Origin of the sequence: Nocardioides luteus (genome assembly GCF_014648595.1) — a bacterium.
In the GTDB taxonomy this organism is placed as follows: Bacteria; Actinomycetota; Actinomycetes; order Propionibacteriales; family Nocardioidaceae; genus Nocardioides; species Nocardioides luteus.
In genome coordinates, this window is the sequence record NZ_BMRK01000004.1 from 19,717 (window position 1) to 38,351 (window position 18,635).

At 72.0% G+C, this 18,635-nt stretch carries 16 protein-coding genes; 5 read left to right on the plus strand and 11 right to left on the minus strand.

Features of this window, described 5'->3' with window-relative positions:
- Positions 1–424: 424 nt before the first annotated feature.
- A complete protein-coding gene (locus IEY81_RS06535) occupies positions 425–1,582 on the plus strand; it encodes an MFS transporter (RefSeq protein ID WP_189117890.1) in 1,158 nt (385 codons plus the stop codon).
- 12 nt (positions 1,583–1,594) lie between these two features.
- On the opposite strand, the gene IEY81_RS06540 is transcribed toward IEY81_RS06535, so the two are convergent.
- Together IEY81_RS06540 and IEY81_RS06545 are read right to left on the minus strand one after the other, a co-directional pair.
- Positions 1,595–2,710 carry a DUF1972 domain-containing protein gene (locus IEY81_RS06540; protein ID WP_189117665.1) on the minus strand — a complete coding sequence of 372 codons (1,116 nt, stop codon included), beginning with the start codon at positions 2,708–2,710 and terminating at the stop codon, positions 1,595–1,597.
- A gap of 117 nt (positions 2,711–2,827) precedes the next feature.
- On the minus strand, positions 2,828–4,177 hold the full coding sequence (locus tag IEY81_RS06545) for a glycosyltransferase family 4 protein (RefSeq protein WP_189117666.1): 1,350 nt from the start codon (positions 4,175–4,177) through the stop codon (positions 2,828–2,830).
- Between the two features lie 124 nt (positions 4,178–4,301).
- On the opposite strand from IEY81_RS06545, the gene IEY81_RS06550 reads away from it, so the two are divergent.
- Positions 4,302–5,690: an AMP-binding protein gene (locus tag IEY81_RS06550; protein WP_189117667.1), complete on the plus strand. Its 1,389-nt coding sequence runs from the start codon at positions 4,302–4,304 to the stop codon at positions 5,688–5,690.
- A 199-nt stretch (positions 5,691–5,889) separates the two neighbouring features.
- Here the strand turns inward: IEY81_RS06550 and IEY81_RS06555 are convergent, their stop codons facing one another.
- From IEY81_RS06555 to IEY81_RS06580, 6 genes are read right to left on the minus strand one after another with little or no spacing between them, the layout of a single operon-like run.
- Positions 5,890–6,156 (minus strand): acyl carrier protein, encoded by a 267-nt coding sequence (locus IEY81_RS06555; protein WP_189117668.1) that lies wholly within the window; start codon positions 6,154–6,156, stop codon positions 5,890–5,892.
- Positions 6,157–6,187: 31 nt separating this feature from the next.
- Positions 6,188–7,375, minus strand: coding sequence for a pyridoxal-dependent decarboxylase, exosortase A system-associated (locus IEY81_RS06560; RefSeq protein WP_189117669.1), 1,188 nt, complete (start codon positions 7,373–7,375; stop codon positions 6,188–6,190).
- A 1-nt stretch (position 7,376) separates the two neighbouring features.
- Positions 7,377–8,231, minus strand: coding sequence for a GNAT family N-acetyltransferase (locus tag IEY81_RS06565; RefSeq protein ID WP_229787451.1), 855 nt, complete (start codon positions 8,229–8,231; stop codon positions 7,377–7,379).
- The gene (locus IEY81_RS06570; protein WP_229787453.1) at positions 8,228–9,154 is read right to left on the minus strand and encodes a glycosyltransferase; all 927 of its coding nucleotides are present in this window, start codon (positions 9,152–9,154) and stop codon (positions 8,228–8,230) included. The genes IEY81_RS06565 and IEY81_RS06570 overlap by 4 nt, the downstream gene beginning before the upstream one ends.
- On the minus strand, positions 9,151–10,731 hold the full coding sequence (locus IEY81_RS06575; RefSeq protein ID WP_189117670.1) for an acyl-CoA ligase (AMP-forming), exosortase A system-associated: 1,581 nt from the start codon (positions 10,729–10,731) through the stop codon (positions 9,151–9,153). The genes IEY81_RS06570 and IEY81_RS06575 overlap by 4 nt, the downstream gene beginning before the upstream one ends.
- On the minus strand, positions 10,728–11,393 hold the full coding sequence (locus tag IEY81_RS06580; RefSeq protein ID WP_229787455.1) for a hypothetical protein: 666 nt from the start codon (positions 11,391–11,393) through the stop codon (positions 10,728–10,730). The genes IEY81_RS06575 and IEY81_RS06580 overlap by 4 nt, the downstream gene beginning before the upstream one ends.
- 122 nt (positions 11,394–11,515) lie before the next feature.
- Here IEY81_RS06580 and IEY81_RS06585 point away from each other — a divergent pair, with 122 nt between their 5' ends.
- Both IEY81_RS06585 and IEY81_RS06590 read left to right on the plus strand, forming a co-directional pair.
- On the plus strand, positions 11,516–12,172 hold the full coding sequence (locus IEY81_RS06585) for a polysaccharide deacetylase family protein (protein WP_189117672.1): 657 nt from the start codon (positions 11,516–11,518) through the stop codon (positions 12,170–12,172).
- A 95-nt stretch (positions 12,173–12,267) separates the two neighbouring features.
- Positions 12,268–13,842 (plus strand): DUF4082 domain-containing protein, encoded by a 1,575-nt coding sequence (locus IEY81_RS06590; RefSeq protein WP_189117673.1) that lies wholly within the window; start codon positions 12,268–12,270, stop codon positions 13,840–13,842.
- Here IEY81_RS06590 and IEY81_RS06595 read toward each other — a convergent pair.
- Both IEY81_RS06595 and IEY81_RS06600 read right to left on the minus strand, forming a co-directional pair.
- Entirely contained in the window at positions 13,746–15,134 is a 1,389-nt protein-coding gene (locus IEY81_RS06595; protein WP_189117674.1) for an O-antigen ligase family protein, read from the minus strand. The two genes, IEY81_RS06590 and IEY81_RS06595, sit on opposite strands and share 97 nt — an antisense overlap.
- The gene (locus IEY81_RS06600) at positions 15,118–16,005 is read right to left on the minus strand and encodes a collagen-like protein (RefSeq protein WP_189117675.1); all 888 of its coding nucleotides are present in this window, start codon (positions 16,003–16,005) and stop codon (positions 15,118–15,120) included. The genes IEY81_RS06595 and IEY81_RS06600 overlap by 17 nt, the downstream gene beginning before the upstream one ends.
- 171 nt (positions 16,006–16,176) lie before the next feature.
- On the opposite strand from IEY81_RS06600, the gene IEY81_RS06605 reads away from it, so the two are divergent.
- Positions 16,177–16,875 (plus strand): hypothetical protein, encoded by a 699-nt coding sequence (locus tag IEY81_RS06605; RefSeq protein WP_189117676.1) that lies wholly within the window; start codon positions 16,177–16,179, stop codon positions 16,873–16,875.
- On the opposite strand, the gene IEY81_RS06610 is transcribed toward IEY81_RS06605, so the two are convergent.
- Positions 16,859–18,634, minus strand: a complete 1,776-nt coding sequence (locus IEY81_RS06610) for an asparagine synthetase B family protein (protein ID WP_189117677.1) — start codon at positions 18,632–18,634, stop codon at positions 16,859–16,861. The genes IEY81_RS06605 and IEY81_RS06610 overlap by 17 nt on opposite strands.
- Between the last annotated feature and the right edge of the window lies 1 nt (position 18,635).

Genomic DNA, 18,635 nt, shown 5'->3' on the forward strand with positions numbered 1-18,635 from the left:
GTACATCGCCGAGTCGGCGCAACTGCTCACCCCGTCGGTCGAGCCGCGAGCGCCAGCGAGCGTGTCGAGACCAACACATTCCCCTCCGCGCTCACAGGACTGTGTTGGTCTCGACACGCCTCCGCCTAGCGGCTCCGGCGGCTCGACCAGCGTTTCGCCGAGTCGGCGCAACTGCCCCAGATTTTCGCGCCGCCTCGGCGGCCCTAAGCGGGGCAGACGCGCCGACTCGACGTCCCACGCTGGGGCAGATGCGCCGACTCGGGGTTGCTTGATGGGGCAGATGTGCCGGGTCGGGGGTCTCGACAAGCTCGACCACCGAGGGCAGCCGACCGCCGGGGGCAGCCGACCGCCGGGGGCGGCTTAGCCTGGTGGGGTGGTGGAGGTGCTGGGGACGGAGGTCAGGCGGGCGCCGGGTTGGGTCTCGGTGGCGTCGTTCGTGAGCAGCTTCGACAGGTTCGTGGTGAGTCCGATCCTGGTGCTGGTGGCGGCGAGCTTCGGGGTCAGCGTGGGGCAGGCAGTGGCGATCGCGAGCGGGTACTACCTGGCGTACGGGCTCTGTCAGCCGCTGTGGGGCGCGCTGTCGGACCGGTTCGGGCGGGTGCGGTTGATGCAGGGGGCGCTGGTGGGGGCTGGGGTCGCCGGGCTGGTCTCCGCGCTGGCACCGAACCTGCTCACGCTGGTCGTCGTGCGGGTCGTGGCGGGGGCGTTCTTCGGGGCGATCGTGCCGACGTCGTTGACGTACGTCGGCGACACCGTCTCCGCGACCCACCGGCAGCGGGCGCTCTCCGACCTGATGGCCGCGATGGCGGTCGGGACCGCGATCGCCGCGGCTGCAGCGGGCGTGACCGGACAGCTCCTCGGCTGGCGGGTCGTCTTCGCCGCGCCGGCGGTGGTCGCGCTGGTCAGTGCCTGGGGACTGCGTGCGCTCGCCGAGCCGCCGCGCGCCACCAACAACGGTGTCGCCGCCTCGTTCCGGACAGCCTTCAGAAACCGCTGGGTGCTGGTCGTCGGGGTGCTCGTCTTCGTCGAGGGCGGGCTCGTCCTCGGCGTACTGACCCTTCTCGCCCCCGCGCTGCAGGCCCAGGGCGTCGACGCGGCGCGGGCGGGGCTCGCGGCCGCTGCGTACGGACTGGTCGTCCTGCTCTCCTCGCAGGTGCTCAAGGCGCTGACCCGGCGGCTCCCCCGCTGGGCGCTGATGGGTATCGGCGGGCTGGCGCTGACGATCGGGTACGCGGTGGCGACGGTGCGCGTCTCGGTGCCGACGATCATCGGCGTGGTCGTGATGCTCGGGATCACCTGGGCGTTCCTGCACACCTCGCTGCAGACGTGGGCGACCTCGATCGTGCCCGAGGCACGCGGCACCGTCGTCGCCTGCTTCGCCGCCTCGCTCTTCATCGGCAGCTCTGTCGCGGCCGTGGTCGCCGGGCCGGCGGCCGACCGCGACCAGTGGTATGTCCTCTTCACCGTCTGCGCGGCGGTCGCGGCGGTCCTCACCGTCGGCTGCGTGATCGCCTACCGCGCCTACACCGCCCACGAGCCCGGGCCCGAGCCCCGGACGACCGAGGTCGCCACCGACGTCTGAGACGACGCAGCCTCAGCGCAGGTGGGCGCGGATGAGCTCCTCGTACTGGTCGGTGATCCGGCTCCAGGTGAACTCCGCCGAGTGCCTCGCCCGAGCCGCGGCGGAGAGCATCGAGGTGAGCTCCGTGGAGGAGAGCAGCTGTTCGAGCGCGGCCACGACGCCGGCCTCGTCGGAGAAGTAGAGCGCCGCGGAGTCGGCGACCCAGCGGTTGTAGCGGTTGTCGTGGGCGATGACCGCGTTGCCGCAGCCGAGCGCCTCGACCAGCGACGGGTTGGTGCCGCCGACCTGGTGCCCGTGGACGTACGCCACCGAGTGGAAGCGCAGCGCCGAGACGATGTCGGTGTCGTAGATCGCGCCGAGGAAGACGACCTCGTCGCTGGCCGCCTCGAGGACCGCGCGCTGATAGTCGTCGGCAGGGTCGTAGGAACCCAGGACCACCAGCTTGCGCCCCCAGCGGCGGCTGGAGAAGGCGCGGACCACCTCGAGGATGCTGTTCTCGGGCACCGGCCGGGCGATCAAGGTGAGGTACGTGCCGGGCTCGAGGCCGTGGTCGAGCACCGCCCACTCGGGCGCGTCGACGACGCGCGGCGCACCGTAGGCGATCGTGGTGATCTTCTCCGAGGACACCCGGGTCGCCAGGTGACGCGCGATCTCGGGATGGTCGGCGATGAGGTGGTCGCCCAGCCAGCAGGCGGCCCGCTCCTGGGTCCACAGGAACGCCTTCTCGGGGCCGGACCAGCGGGCCCGCTTCCACTCGATGCCGTCCATGTTGATGATGTTGGGCACCCGGCGCGCACGCAGCACCGAGTTGAGCGCACCGGTGTTGTAGCCGAAGGTGACGCAGACGCTGCCGTCCTCCGCGGCCTCCCGGGCGGCGTGCCGCACCGCTCCGACGTCGAACTCGATCGTCCCGCGCGGGCCGTCGTGGCGGGCCGGCACGTGCACGCGCTCGATGCCCTTCCAGGTGTCGAGGCGCAGGTCAGCGCTCGGTTCGTCGTCCTGGCAGTAGACGATGACGCGCCAGCCGCGGTCGACGAGGTCCAGACCGATGTTCTCGACCGCGGTCTCGAAGCCGCCGTGGGCAGCAGGAACTCCGCGGGTGCCGAGCATCCGCACTGTGGGGGTCACGTGGGGTTGACTCCTAGTTTGCTAGGAGCCGATGGCTCCTATTTTCAACACAAGGAGCCATCCAAGGGGATCAGCGGCGGCCGATGTGGCCACAGCTCGTCCGTTCACCCATATGGGCTAGGTTGTGAGGGGTCCCCGGGTCAGGACGAACTGACGCAGCGCGTCCGGGTCATCCAGGTCGACGTACTCGAAGCCATCGACCGCCGTCGTCGTCTGCTGGATCGCGCACATCGAGTCATAGACCGAGACGTACGCCGCCGACTGCGGCCCCCAGTCGAGCACCTTCGCCGCCCGCTCCCGAGCCCGCAGCGCCAGCTCGACCCGCAGCTCCGGGTCGTCGAGCAGCGTCTCGACCGCGTCGGTGAAGGCGGCCACGTCTCCGGAGGGTACGAAGAGCGCGGAGTCCTCGGCGGAGACCCGGGTCTCGACCAGGTCGAAGGAGACCGAGGGCAGCGCGTAGGCCATGTACTCCATCGTCTTGTTCATCGTGGAGACGTCGTTGAGCGGTGTCTTCAGGTCGGGGCACAGCCCGATCGCGGCGGAGCTGAGGTGCTTGGCGATCAGCGCCGACCCGGCCCGGCCGGTGAAGGTGACCACGTCGTCGAGGCCGAGCTCGGTGCAGCGCCGCTTGAGGTCCTCGAGGCAGTCGCCGAAGCCCATCAGCACCGCGTCGACGTCGGTGCGGCCGCGACGGTGGACAAGCTCCTCCATCACCTCGAGGACGGTGTCGACGCCGTCCTGCGGTCCCATGATCCCGAGGTAGGCGAGGGTGTGCCGGCGGCTCTTCTCGCCGGACCCCGGAGCAACCTCAGCAGGCTCGTGCGGGCGCACCGGCCGCATCACCGACGTGTCCGGCCCGCTGCGGACCACGGTCACCGCGTCGGGATCCATGCCGCCCCGGGTGATCGCGACCTTGCGGTAGGACTCGTTGGTCGAGATGACCCGGTCGGCGGCTGCGTACGTCTGCTTCTCGAGCCAGCGCAGCGCAGCCAGCTGGGCGCGGCCGGAGAGCGAGGTCGGCGTGCCGAACCGGGAGAGGAAGAGCTCGGGGTTGAGGTCGTGCTGGTCGAAGACGAACCGCACCCCGCGGCGCCTCCAGATGCGCGCCAGCAGCCAGTAGGTGTCGGGCGGGTTGCACGCCTGCATGATCGAGAACGGGCGGTCGCGCCACACCCGGTTCGCCAGCAGCGCGGTGCGAATCCAGCAGTAGACGAACTCGAGCAGATAGCCGAGCACGCCGCTGGCCTGCGGTGCGGGGCGGTACTTGTAGATGCGTACGCCGCTCAGCTGCTGCCGTCCGGGATCGCCTGGACCCTTCGGGCAGATCACGCTGACCTCGTAGCCGCGCGCGACCAGCGCCTGGCACTCGAGCCAGACCCTCCGGTCGAGCGGGACGGGAAGGTTCTGGACGATGATCAGCACGTGCGCCGTGGCGACGGCGAGCTTTTCCTGGGCGGCATTGACCATGCGATCCAGGGTTGAGGAACGGCGAGACCCGCTCGGCGGGGAGGCCCGGCATATCCCCGAATCCGGGGATCGCGGCCGGTGAGGCCGGTCCTGCGGCGCCCTGCGGCTCCTAGCGTCGCTTGCTGTGAACCCGCTGGCCGAGCGCATCCGATCCGTACGCACCAGCCCCCGCTCCACCGCCGTGATCGCCGACCGGCGTACGACGGTGGGGGCGGACGGGCTGATCGACGCTGCCGAGGAGCTGCGCGACGCCCTCGTCGCGGCCGCCGGTGTGCCGCAACCGCTGGTCGCGGTGGCGCTGCCGCTGTCCACGGATGCGGTGGTCGCGCTCGTGGCCGCGATCCTCGGCGACCTCTCGGTCTGCTTCGTCGACCCGTCGGCCCCTGAGGAGCGGCGCCGCTCGCTCGTCCAGGCGCTGCATCCTGACGTGGTGCTCGACGCGTCGGGGATCCGGGCGGTCGAGTCGTCGTCGGCTCGGGAGGGCGCCGGCGCCGGGTCCGGTGCCGGCTATGTCGCGATGTCCTCCGGCTCGACCGGCGGCGGCCCGAAGGGGGTGCTGTCGGCCTGGGCCGGGATCGACGAGTTCGTACCGCACGGCGCGGCCGCGCTCGACCTCGACGCCTCCTCGGTGTGGGCCGAGGTCTCCCACCTCTCCTACGACCTGGCGATGACCAACCTGCTGATCGCGCTGGCCGCCGGCGCCTCGGTGCAGGTCTCCTCCTCGCTCGGCGACCGGCTCCGGCCGCTCGGCTTCTGCGCACGGGTCGCGGCGACCCACCTCCGGCTGGCGCCGCGGTTCATCGACCTCGCGGTCAACGAGCGGGCCGGCGCCGCCCCGCGGAGCCTGCGGGTGTGGGGCTCGGGCGGCGACCGGCTCTCCGTCACCGACGCGCAGCGCGTCTACGGCCTCGGGGTGGCAACGGTCGTCAACACGTACGGCACCAGCGAGACGATCGGCTTCGCCAGCGCGGCTCGTTTCGATGCCGGGGACGGCCTCCCGTCGGCCCACGGCGCCGTCGGGATCGGGCGCGGGGTGGTCGGGGCGTGGCGTACCTCGTTGGTGGACGAGGAGATGCTCGGCATCGAGTCACCCCACCTGCCCGCGGGCTATCTCTTCGGCGCTCCGAACGGTGAGTTCCCGCGCTGGGACGGCGCGGACCGCGTCCTCACCGGCGACATCGGCGCCAAGGTGGGCGCGGAGCTCTTCTGCCTGGGCCGTGCGGGACGCCGGGTGAAGCGGAGCGCGAGCTTCGTCGACCTCGACGCCCTCGACGCCGAGGTCAAGCAGGCCTTCGGGCTCGCCGTCTTCACCGCCGCCACGCCCGCAGGCGAACTGGTCAGCCTCGTCGAAGCCCCCGACGCCCGGCTCGACGATCTCCGCCGACGGCTGCCCACCCTCCTCCGCCCCGACTCCCTCCCGGACACCCTCGTCCCCGTCCCCCAGCTCCCCCGCCTCGGCAACGGGAAGATCGACCAGGCCGCCGCTCAGCTGCTCGCCGAGGCAGCCGGCTGACCCCGCCGCCGGACCGCCGAGTCGGCGCATCTGCCCCACCCAGGAGTCCCGAGTCGGCGCATCTGCCCCATCTAGAACCGCCGAGTCGGCGCTGATTCCCGGGGCAGATACGCCGACTCGCGCACGTACAGCGGGGCAGATGCGCCGACTCGGCGCGAGAATCTGGGGCAGATGCGCCGGCTCGGCGAATCGCTGGCGGTCAGGCGAGCTGGCCTCGTACGTACTCGGCGAGCGAGCCGACGGACTCGAAGACCTCGGCGTTGATGTCGTCCTCGTCCATCTCGAAGCCGAAGCGGTCCTCGAGGACGGTGATGAGCTCGACGAGCGCGAGGGAGTCGAGCTCGGGGAGGGAGCCGAAGAGGAGGGTGTCGGCGGTGAGGACGCCGGCGCTGTGGTCGGGGCCGATCACGTCGGTGATCGCCTCGCCGACCTGGTCGAGGGTGGTTTCGGTGGTGTCGATGGTCATGGGGTGGGACTCCTTCGGTTCGTGGTGGGGTTCAGACGAGCACTTCGAGCGGCGCCGGGTGGCTGAGGAAGGCGGTGGGGCTGGCGGTGAGGCCGTACGCACCGGCCTGATGGACCACGACGAGGTCGCCCACCTCCGCCCGCGGCAGGCTCACCTTGTCGCCGAGCAGGTCCAGCGGCGTGCACAGGCAGCCGACGACCTGGACCGTCTCCTCCGCGACATCCGCGGGACCAGAGGCAGTGACGACCGAGATCGGGTAGTTGCGCCGGATGACCTGGCCGAAGTTGCCGGAGGCGGCGAGCTGGTGGTGCATGCCGCCGTCGACGATGAGGAAGGTCTTGCCGCGGGAGATCTTCCGGTCGACGACGCGGGTGACATAGACCCCGGCCTCGCCGATCAGATACCGGCCGAGCTCGATCACGACCTGCGCGGACGGCAGCGCGGGGCGTACCCGAGAAGCCAGCAGAGCCTCCAGCCGCGAGCCGACCAGCGCCACGTCGAGTGGCTGATCCTGGGTGTAGTAGGGGATGCCGAAGCCGCCGCCGATGTTGAGATAGGTCGCCTCCCCCGGCAGGTCGTCGGCGAGCCGGAGGACGAGATCGACCGTCCGTTCCTGGGCGGTGGCCAGGATGTCGGCGTGCAGGTTCTGGGAGCCGGAGAAGACGTGGAAGCCGGCGACCTCGACGTCGCGCTCGTGCAGCGTCTTGAGCAGCATCGGGACCATCTCGGCGTCGACGCCGAACTGCTGGGCGCCGCCACCCATCCGCATCCCCGAGCCCTTGACCTCGAAGTCGGGGTTGACCCGCACCGCCACCCGCGGCCGAAGACCCAGCCGCTCCGCGGCCTCGACCAGCCGGTCGGCCTCGAGCGGCGACTCGATCTCGACGAGCACGCCCGCGGCGACCGCGGAGGTCAGCTCGGCGACCGACTTCCCCGGCCCTGCGAAGCTCACCGCCCCCGGCTCGATCCCGGTGTCCAGCGCCACCCGCATCTCGGCCCCGGAGGCGACGTCGAGCGCGTCGACGGCCTGCGCGAAGTGCTGCACCACCGCGGGCATCGGGTTGGCCTTGACCGCATAGCTCAGGTGCACGTCGGCGGGCAGCGCCGATCGCAGCTCACCCACCCGGGCGTCGATCGCGGCCCGGTCGTAGGCGAAGAACGGCGTCGACCCGACCCGCTCGGCCAGCAACCGGACGGGGACTCCCCCGACGTACGTCATCTCACCACTCCAGACATGTCAGCTCGCTGTACAGGTAGTCGACCCGCGCCGGGTCGAGGGCCTCGCTGCGCAGCATCTTCGGCCGCGACCGCGAGAGCCGATGGGAGCCGGTCGGCGCCCCACCGGCGACCCGGTGCTCGATCAGGGTGGCCGCGGCACCGTGCTGGGTCAGCAGGTGCGTGGCCAGCCGGGGCGCATGCCGCCGCAGCAGCTCCGGGTTGCTCGCGTAGAGGACCGAGGCGAAAGCACGTACGCCCTTGCGGGTGTCCTTGCGCGCCACTACGTAGCAGTGCTCGGAGCCGGTGCTCAGCACGATGTGGCGGGCGGCCGCCGCGGCGCGATGGTCGGCGTAGAGCTCCCGCTCCTCACCCTGCAGGACCGAGTCCAGCACGTCGGGACGGCTGCTCACCCGCACGCCACGCCCCCGCGGCAGCGGCACCCCCGGCACCAGCGAGGTGGTGGTGTCGAGGTCGGTGAACTTGAGCTTGCGGTTGAGCGGGACGACGTTGCCCGAGGGCGAGAAGTCGGTGAACTCGTAACCGGGCTGCTTGAGCAGCGTGGTCAGCAGCCGCAGCCCCTGATGGCGATGGCTGTCGAGCACGCACCAGGCGCCCAGGTTGCAGACCTGCAACGTCTCTCCGGCCACCTGCCGCTCGGAGTAGTAGGCGAGGTACGCCCCGACGACCCGCTCGCCCTGGGCGAGGAAGAAGCCGTGGTTGGGCTGAGGTACGTCCCAGGGCACCCGCAGCGCCTGGGCCCACTGGAGCTCCTCGACCTTCGGGTTCAGCTGGCGGTGCATGAACCGGGAGACGGCCGGAAGGTCCTCGGCCGTGATCGGCGAGAGCGCCGCCTTCATGCGCTCGCCACCCATTCCGGACCGCGCGGCGCGCTCATCCGGCGCGGGCTGACCAGGGTGCGCACCGCTCGCCGCGAGGTCGCCCGCCCCAGCAGCGCCCGGCTGGACTCGCGGGCGAGCACGACGAGCCAGTAGGCCGCCGCCCAGGCCTGCCCACGGCGGGCGGCGACGAGCTTGACCCGGTTGGCGACCAGCAGCGACCACAGCCCCGGCGAGGTCGTCGACTCGCCACCGAGGTGCACGGCCCGGGCCGACGGCACGTAGCGGACCCGGAAGCCGCGGTCGCGAGCGCGCAGGTGGAACTCGGTCTCCTCGGAGTAGAGGAAGAAGCTCTCGTCCCACGGCCCGCACGCCGCCCAGCACTCCGCGCTGATCAGCTGCGTCGAGCCCTCGGCCCAGTCGGTGTCCTGACGGCGCTCGTACTCGGCCGGGTCGGTGACGACCTCCCCGATCCACCGGACCCGCCCGGCCCGCCGGGCGCCCACCACGGCGTCGGCGAGCGCGCCCAGCAGGCTCGGCGCGCCGCGCATCGACTCGATCAGCCGGCCCTCGCCGTCGACCAGCCTCGGCACGGTGACCCCCACGTCCGCGCCGACCTCGGCGGCCAGCGCGTCGATGCAGCCCGGCTCGAGGCGTACGTCCGGGTTGAGCACCAGGACGGCGTCGAAGCCCGGGGTCGCGGCGGCGATGCCGGCGTTGATGCCGGCCGCGTAGCCCGCGTTGCGCCCCATCTCCACGATCCGCGCCGACGGCAGCAGGCGGCGTACCGCGAAGACGGTCGCGTCCGTCGAGGCGTTGTCGGCGACCACCAGCTCCGACTCGAAGCCGGCCAGCGCGACCGGCAGGGTCGCGGCCAGGTCGGCGACCAGGTGAGCGCTGTTGTAGGTCACCACGACGACGGCGATGCTCCGCACCCGGCTCACGAGGCCAGCACCGTTCGGATCAGGACACGGTCGAACTTGCCGTTGGGCGAGCGCGGCAGCTCCGGGTGCACGTCGATCGTCGACGGCACCATGTAGGGCGGCATCGCGCGGCGCAGCGCGGTCAGCAGCCGGTCGGCCTCGAAGTCCGTCTCGCCGGCGGGCGGGGTGACCAGCAGGACGATGCGCTGGCCGAGCCGCTCGTCGGGCACGCCGAGCGCGACGGCGTCACGGACGAGGCCGGTGTCGTAGGCGACCTCCTCGATCTCGGTCGGGCTGACCCGGTAGCCGGAGGTCTTGATCATGTCGTCGAGCCGCCCGACGAAGTAGAGGAAGCCCTCCTCGTCGGCCACGACCCGGTCACCCGACCACACGCACAGCTCGGGCGTACGCCACGGCGCCTCCTCCCGCGGCAGCGGCCGGAACCGCTCGGCGGTGCGTACCGGGTCGCCCCAGTAGCCCTGCGCGACAAGGGCGCCGCGATGGACGAGCTCCCCCTCCTCGCCGGGCTCGCACGGCGTCCCGTCGGGGCGTACGACCAGGACCTCGGCGTTCGGGATCGCCTTCCCGATCGAGTCCGGCCGGCGGTCGACCTCGGCCGGGTCGAGGTAGGTGGAGCGGAACGACTCGGTCAGGCCGTACATCAGGAACGGGGACGCCGCCGGGAACAGCTCGCGGAGCCGCTGCAGCGTCGCCCGCGGCATCCGGCCGCCGGTGTTGGCGAAGTAGCGCAGCCGCTCGCGCGCCTCCGGCGGCCACTCGACCCCGGTCAGCTGCAGCCACAGCGGAGGTACGCAGGTCAGCCCGGTCACGCCGTGGCGGGCGCAGAGCGAGGGCACCTCGCCGGGGAGCAGATAGTTCATCAGCACAACGTGGGCACCGGCCGAGAAGGCGGTGGTGATCTGGCTGAGGCCGGCGTCGAAGCTGAGCGGGAGCACGGAGAGGATGACGTCCTCGGGGCCGTTGCCGAGGTAGTCGCTGACGCTCTCGGCCCCGACCATCAGGTTGCGGTGGCTGAGCACCACACCCTTCGGCTTGCCGGTGCTGCCCGAGGTGTAGAGGACGGCGGCCAGGTCCTGGTCGATCGTCACCCCGCCGGGAGGCCCGGCCACGCCACCGGCCTCCGCGACGACCTCGGTCCAGACCTGCACCTCCGCCTCCAGCGCCACCTCCTCGGGCATCTCGGAGCCGACCAGCACGACGTGGTCGAGCGCCTCGCACCCCTTCAGCTCCTCGCGGAGCATGACCAGCCGCTCCCGCGAGGTGATGAGCACCTTCACCGAGCAGTCGTCGAGGATGTGCGCGACCTGGCCGGCCTTGAGCAGCGGGTTGACCGGCACGAAGACGCCACCGGCGAGCGTGGTGCCGAAGATCGACGCCACGGTCTCCGGCCGCTTCTCCAGGAAGACCGCGCAGCGGTCCCCACGGGCCAGCCCGAGCGCGGTCAGCCCGGTGGCGACGGCGCCCGCCTCGGCCCACACCTCGGCGTAGGTCTGCGTGACGCCCTTGTAGGTGAGCGCCGGGGCGTCCGGGCGCGCGGCCGCGTGCTCGGCCAGCATGGAGTGGAAGGCGGTCCTCATCGTGTCCTCACCGCGATCATCGACTTGGTCATCCCGAGCACCCGTTCCCGGAGGATCCGGGACTCCGGGAAGTAGGCATGCATCTCGGTCATCCCGATCAGCTCGGTCCACTGCACGTCCGCCATCGCCTCGGCCCTCGAGGCCGGGAGCGTGTGCACCAACGGCCACCGTTCGGCGACGCGGGCGCGCAGCGCCATCGGCAGGAACTGCATCCCGGGGAAGAGCCAGTGCGGCTCGACCGGGAAGTAGCGGTAGGGCGTCTGCACCCAGTGCAGTGGCGCGGCCTGCTGGATCTCCGCAGCCAGCCGCACGCGCTGGGCGTGACCCCCGACGTGCTCGAGCAGCGAGTTCGAGAAGACCAGGTCGTACGCCATCGGCGCCGCCGCCCGCTCCAGGGCCGTGCGCGCCGTGCAGGCGTCGCCGGTGACCGGCGTCAGCCAGCCCTCGTCGCAGTCGCCGGGATCGTTCAGGTTGAGCACGACCACGTGGCCCGGGCGTACGGGAGCACGCAGCCAGGACTCGGCGGTGCCCCCGACGTCGAGCACCTTCATGTCGGCGATGTCGGGGAAGAGGGCCGTGAACATCTCCCAGCGACGTAGCCGAAGCGCGGCGCCCAGGGACGCGGGAGAGTCCACCAGTCGGGAACGCAGCTCGAGCTTCACCCGGCAATCGTCAACGCCGGACCGCCCGCGCGGGCGGCCCATCACGGCCCCTATCCCCCGTATCAGGTAGGCCCCCGCACGAGCCCGTCTCGATGCCCGGCCCGCCTGCCTAGCGTGGCGGAGTGAACCTGACCAACCTCTGCTTCCACGGCATCGGCGAGCCCGAGCGCTACCTCGAGCCGGGCGAGGCCCGCTACTGGGTCAGCCGCGACGCGTACGAATCGATCCTCGACCTCGTCGTCGGACGGCCGGAGGTGCGGATCAGCTTCGACGACGGCAACCGGTCCGACATCGCGATCGGGCTCCCGGGTCTTCTCGAGCGCGGCCTGACCGCGACCTTCTTCGTGCTCGCGGGCAGGTTCGGGAAGCCGGGCAGCCTCGGTCGCGACGACGTGGCCCACCTGCGCGCCGCCGGGATGGGCATCGGCACCCACGGCATGGACCACATCAGCTGGCGCGGCCTGACCCCTTCAGGCGTACGCCGCGAGCTGATGGAGGCCCGCGCCCAGATCGCGTCGGCGGCCGGCACCGTGGTGGAGGAGGCAGCGCTGCCGCGGGGGCAGTACGACCGCACCACCCTGCGACACCTCCGCGCGCTCGGCTATCGGGCGGTGCACACCAGCGACCGCACGCACGCGGCCCCGGGCGCCTGGCTGCAGCCGCGGTTCAGCGTCACCGCGACCGACGACGCCGCGAGCGTCAGCACGCTGCTGATCCCGCAGCCGCTCACCAAGCGCGTCGAGCGACGCGCGGCAGGACTGGTCAAACGGCTCAGATGAGCCGACATACCGTGAATGGAGGATGCTGTGCCGTCCGGATCTGTGCAGGGTCGGGTAGTGCAACGGCGCTGCCTACCCCCGATCGGTGCAACCACATGCAAACCTCGGTAAGTCGTACCTTCCGACCTGCGCTCAGCCTCCGCTCGGGCCGACGTCGTCTCGGCCTGCTCGGCAGCGCCCTGATCACGGTGGTCGCCATCGCCGCGTGGGTGCTCTGGCCGGTCTCGCAGAGCCGGGCGGACACCGTCAGTCTCTTCCCGGACGACGCGGTCCCCGCGGTCGTGACCGAGCAGGACCGGCGCCCGGTCGAGCTCGGCATGCGCTTCCGGGTGACCGAGCCGGTCGCGGCCGTCGCGATCCAGTTCTACAAGAGCGCTGCCAACACCGGACCGCACACGGGCAGGCTGTGGTCGGGCAGCGGCCGTGAGCTGGCGAAGGCACGGTTCGCCGGGGAGGCCCGGCGCGGCCTCCAGGTCGCCGACCTGGACCGCCAGGTGCTCCTCCGGCCCGGTCGCGACTACGTCGTCTCCTACACCGCCCCCAAGGGCCGCTACTCCGCCGACCAGAACCTCTTCGCCCGCCCGGTCTCGAGAGGCCCCATCTCCGCCGGGGTCAGCGCCGGGGTCTACTCCTACCGGCCCGGCACCTTCCCCACCCGCACCTTCGGTGCGACCAGCTACGCGGTCGACATCGTGGTGCGGCCGACCGGATCGAGCAGCCCCTCCACCTCGACGTCGCCGTCACCGAGCGCCTCGACCTCGCCCGCTCCGTCCGTGAGCCCGTCGCAGAGCCCGTCTCCCTCGGCCCCGTCCTCCGCTCCGAGCTCCTCGGCGCCTCCGGCCACGACCCCGCCCGCGGAGACCGACAGCAAGCTGCCGCCGACCTCGGTGCCCGCCGGCTTCCCGGACGCCGCGAGCACCGGCGTGCCCGAGGGCGTACGCCTCTCCCCCTACACCGGCCCGTGCACGATCACCACCGCCGGAACCGTCATCGACGGCAAGACCGTGAACTGCGCGCTGAAGATCCGCGCGGCAGATGTCACGATCCGCAACTCGGTCGTCAACGGCACCGTCTACAACGACGAGGACTCCGACGGCCTCGGTTTCGAGATCATCGACAGCGAGGTACGCATCGGCAACCGCGGCGGCACCGGCATCAGCAACGTCGGCTTCACCGTGGTCCGGGTCGAGGTCACCGGCGGCAACCGCTCGATCAACTGCTGGCGCGACTGCACGGTCCGCGACTCCTTCGTGCACGGCCAGTTCACCGACCTCACCGGGGTCGCCCACGAGTCCGGCATCCGGATGGGCTCCGGGGGCGTGATCCGCCACAACACGATCACCTGCGACGCCCCCGACGTCCCGCCCGACGCCGGCTGCTCGGCAGGCCTGACCGGCTACGGCGACTTCGCGCCGGTGCGGGACAACCTCATCGAGCGCAACGTCTTCCTGACGACCACCGGCGGTGCCTGCGCGTACGGCGGCTCCTCGGAGGGCAAGGCCTACCCCGATGCCGACCACATCCGCTTCGTCGACAACGTCTTCCAGCGCACCGCGGCGCGGCCGAACTGCGGCTACTGGTTCCCGATTGCGTCCTTCGACACCTCGGCGCCCGGCAACGTCTGGCGGGGCAACGTCTGGTCGGACGGCGGCGTCGTCCCTCCGGGCTGAGGGCCCGCGGGCGGCCTCCGGACGAGCCGGTGCAGGGCGCCGGCCAGCCCGACCATCAGGATGAAGCAGCCCGAGGACTGCGGGAAGGCGAACAGGTCGTAGAACGCCATCGCGGTCGCTCCGGCGAGCACCCCGGCCAGCAGCCCCTGGGCGAGCTCGCGGTCGAAGTCGGTGGTCGCCGCGTTGCGGGCGCTGCGGGCGGTGAACGCCGCGACGACGATGACCGCCAGCAGCGCAGCCATCCCGATCAGCCCGGTCTCGATGGTGTGGCCCAGGTACTGGTTGTCCAGGATCCAGTACTGCGGCAGGAACGTCCCGGGGCCTCTGCCCAGCCAGGGGTCGCGGGCGATGAACTGGAAGGCGACACCGTACGAGCCCGTCCGCGACGCCACGCTGGCGTCGTCGCCGGCTCCGACGAAGAGCCCGGTGAGGACGCCGAGCATCCCTGGCACCGTCAGGTAGACCAGCACCGAGACCGCCGCGACGCAGCTCAGGCCGACCAGGCGCATCCGCCAGGACCAGCGCAGGGCGAGCACGAGGATCGCGATGCCGGTGCACAGGATCGCCGAGCGGGAGAGCACCATGAAGATCGCGATCGCGACGCAGAGCAGCAGCACCCGGTAGAACCAGCGCCGGGTCGGGGCGTGCAGGGCGTAGACGATCACCAGCGGCAGCACCATCGAGAGGATGACGCCGTACTCGATCGGGTGGGTGGAGGTACCGCTCAGGCGCGGCATGCCGCTGCGCTCGTAGAGCCCGATCTCGATGCCGCGCGCGGAGAGCCCCGGGATGCTGATCCGGTCGACCAGCGGCTGTCGGGTGACGAACTGCGCCAGGCCGAGCATCGCGACCAGCCCGATCCCGGTCACCAGGCGGCGCGCCACCGCGTGCAGCCGGTCGAGCGAGGAGATCCCCTCCGCGGCGATCATGGCCACCCCCGCCAACCCGATCATCCGCAGCAGGCCGCTGTCGGCCGGGGTCAGCTCGTTGCCGGGCATCGGGCCGGACATCGCCAGCACGTAGGAGGCCATCACCGCGAGCAGGAGACCGAGGACGGCGATACGCAGCGGCTGGAACCCGAGGTCGATCCTGTAGGCGCGCTGGACGTGATACCAGACCCACCACAGGAAGGCGCCGATCGCGACGATCGTCGCCGGTGCGCCCGCGGTCCCGAGAGCAGGCACGACCAGCACCGAGCGGATCGAGAGCAGGACGACGACGTAGACGGTCAGGATGGTCGCGGCATCGATCGACCGGCGTACGCCTGAGGCCGACTCATCTACGCTGCGCACCAGAAGACTGCTCACCACGCGTCCCCATCTGGGCATAGCCGTTGCGTACGGGCAGCGGCCGCCCGTTCGAGCCGTTCGAGCCGTTCGGGCCCTTCGGCCCGTTCCGCCCGTCGGGCCTGTGCGGCGGCGGGGGCGGTGACCCCTGCGCCTCGGGCGCCTCGGGCGCCTCGGACGGCCCGGATGGCCCGGACGGCCGGGACGGCCCGGACCGCCCGGGCGACTCAGCGGTGCCCGCTTCCTGCTCGCGCTCGCGTCGGGCACGGGCGCGGGAGAGCAGCAGACCGTCCAGCAGGCCGATGCCGAGCAGGCCACCGACCAGCACGCCACCACCGCTGACGATCCCGGCACGGAGCTGGTCCTTGGTGACCTTCTCCGCCTTCTCGTCGATGGTGAGCTTCTGGATGGTGATGTACTCGCGGCGCTTGATGCCGAGGTCCGACTGCAGGTCGGCGAGCACGCCGGGCACGGTCTCGAACAGCGAGTTCAGCGCGGCGATCGTCTCCTCCTCGTCGTCACCGGTCACGTCGACCACGACGATCGGGCCGCTCACCGCCATGTCTGCGTACATCTCGTAGCCGACCCCGGGATGGCTCTTCTCGAGGTCCGTCCGGGCCGACTTCGCGGTCATCGCCCGGATGAGGATGTCGCGGGCGGGATTGAGGCCGCCCAGGGAGAGGTAGGGGTTGCCCTCGACGCGCTCGCCCGCTCGCGTGGTGCCCTCGGGCGGGAACAGGAGCAGCGTGCCCTGCGCCGTGTAGGAGGGACCGACCCTCCCCATCATCACCACGACGGCGACGACGGTGATGCCCAACGTGACGATCACGAGATACCAGCGACGCGCCAAGGCCTTCCACACCGCGCTGAGTTCCATGTGTTCCGGTCGCTTTCGCTCGAGAGTGGGTGAAGGCATCGCTGTGCCGGCCACACCCATCGTCAGGTCCTCGGCGGTGCTCTGCGGCGCAGCCGTTGCGCCATACCCAAGACGTGGTACGACCGCATCGATCGAGGTCACCGGCCTGTTCCCGCGCTCAGAGTGGTGGCTGTGACCGCTCTGGAGCTCGTCGGACTGCTGCTGCGCAGGTGGTACGTCGTGGTGGTCTGTGCGCTGCTCACCGCGGTAGGTGGCCTGCTGCTGCTCGACCGGCCGCCGGTCTACTACACCCAGTTCGAGGTGGTGCTGCTGCCGCCCAACGAGACGGTGAACCCCAACACGCTCCGCGAGGACCCCTACGGCATGGTCCCGATGGCGGGGCTGCTGGTGGAGGAGTACAACGAGGGCCACCACCCGCTGAACATGAGCACCACCGAGACCACCCTCTACGGCGAGGGCCTCACCCGCGGCGAGCGCGTGCGGATGCGCAACGTCGGCAACCAGTGGCTGCCGATCTACGACCACCCGGTGATCGACGTGCAGATCGTGGACCCCGACGCGGCGCGGGTCGAGTCCGAGGCCGCCCGGATCGCGGGCGACCTCGACCGGATCCTCGACCGGCGGCAGAGCGAGCTCCACGTCCGCCCCAGGTCGCGGATGTCCACCGAGATGGCCCCGGAGGACGTGGTCGTCCAGCAGATCACCGGCAGCCGGGCGCGTACGGCCGGCGGGCTCGCCCTGCTCGGCGGGTCGCTCACCGTGGTCGCCGTGATCGGGGTCGAGCGGCTCTCCCGGGCCCGCGCGGCGCGCCGCTCGCGTCCGCCGGAGCAGGTCGCCGCAGTCGAACGGGAGCTCATCTCCCAGCGGTGACCGAGGCCCCGCGGACGACCCCGGTGGCGACGACGAGGTTGAGCAGGAACGCCACGGTGCTGGGGGCGGGCTGGTGCCTGCCGGCCAGGACGTCGTCGAGCCATCGCGGCTCCACGACGTCACCGGCCGCGAGACCGGCGACCGCCTCGGGGTGGGCGCGCCAGTAGGTCGTCACCGCCTCGGCGAGGATCTGGCCGCCGACCGGAGGCCGCCCGCTGCGTCGGACCCGCTGCCGGACCTTGCGTCCGACCTTGGTCGCCTTGGTGGACCCGCGCTGCCAGGCGCTGCGCCAGCCGGGCGCGACGTAGGCCGCGGGCGAGGGACGACCGTCGAGCGGGATCCGCGCCAGGTCGGCGTCCAGCTCGATCTGGACGCGGGCGATGAAGCGGGAGCCCGCCTTCTCCTCGGGGTCGACCGCGCGAATCGTCGAGACCCAGCGGTCGTCCAGCATCGGGTTGACGATGCGCCGGACCGCACTCACCGGCGACTCGGTCGCTCCGGCCCAGTTCTGCACCCGCTGACCGAGGTAGAGCTCGTCGGTCGCGTCGAACCACGAGCGCCCACCCTCGGCGAGCGCGGCCAGCACCTCGGCGTGGGCCGCCTCCCGGGCACGCTCGCGGAACTCCGTACGCAGCGCCGCACCCTCGACGGCCTCGTTGACGAACATCCGCCAGTCGGCGAGGCGCCGGGCGCGGGCCTCGGTGACCGGGCCGCTGCCGTCGCGGCCGTGGTAGTAGAAGCCGCGGGCGACCTCGCCGCCGACGCCGGAGATGCGCGGTCCCGGCATCGCCCTGGTCTCGGCGAGCTCGAGGGCGGCCCAGGCCAGCGGGTCGGCGCAGAGCTCGGTCGCGCCGGCGGCCGCCACGCACAGTGCGTACGCCTCCTCCGGCTCGAGCTCGTCGAGGCCGTCGACGCCCAGGATCTCGTGGCGCATCCCGTAGCGGCGGGCGATGGCGGTCGCGATCCGCACGTCCGGCGAGTCCGGCGCGCCGAGGGTCATCACCCGCAGCCCGGGCCGTCTCCGTGGGTCGATCGCGGAGAGCAGCAGGCGCGAGTCCTGGCCGCCGGAGAGCTGGAGGATGGCGTCGGGGTGGTCGTCGAGGTAGGCGTCGAGATAGCCGCGGAGCATGGTGCTCGTCGACTCGACCGCCTCCTCGATCCCGACCCGCTCGACCGGCTGGGCGGGATCCTCGATGAACGCGTCCATGCGGAGGCGGCCGTCGCGGATCTCGACCGACCGGCCCGCGGGCACCTTCGTCACCGATTCGAACAGGCTGTGCCCGCGCAGTTGCCAGCCGAGCAGGCTCTGCACGGCGACCCCGGTGTGGTCCAGCCCGGTCGGCTCCAGCCCGGCGAGCACCCGAGCCGACGTCGAGACCGCGGCCCAGCCGTCGCCGACCCGGTAGTGGAGATGACGGAAGCCGAGGGCGTCGGTGGTCGCGATCACGGCATGTCCGCGCTGCTGCACCGCGCCGAAGGTCGGCAGCATCTGCGCCAGCGCCATCCGGTCCCCGGTCGCGAGCATCCGGGCGACCTCCTCCGGCCCGACCGGCTGGTTGCGGCGCCTCACCTCGCGGGAGAGGATCAGCGTCCGGCCGTCGGCCAACGGCTCGAAGCCGCCCCAGGTCGCGGTCTGCAGCCCGCCACGGGTGCCGTCGCAGGACGCATCGGGCGCCACGGCGAGCGCCGCAGGAGCGAGCGCCGGCGGACCGGCGCCCGCCGCCGAGACGGCCGCGAACCCTGGGGCTGAGGTGGTCATC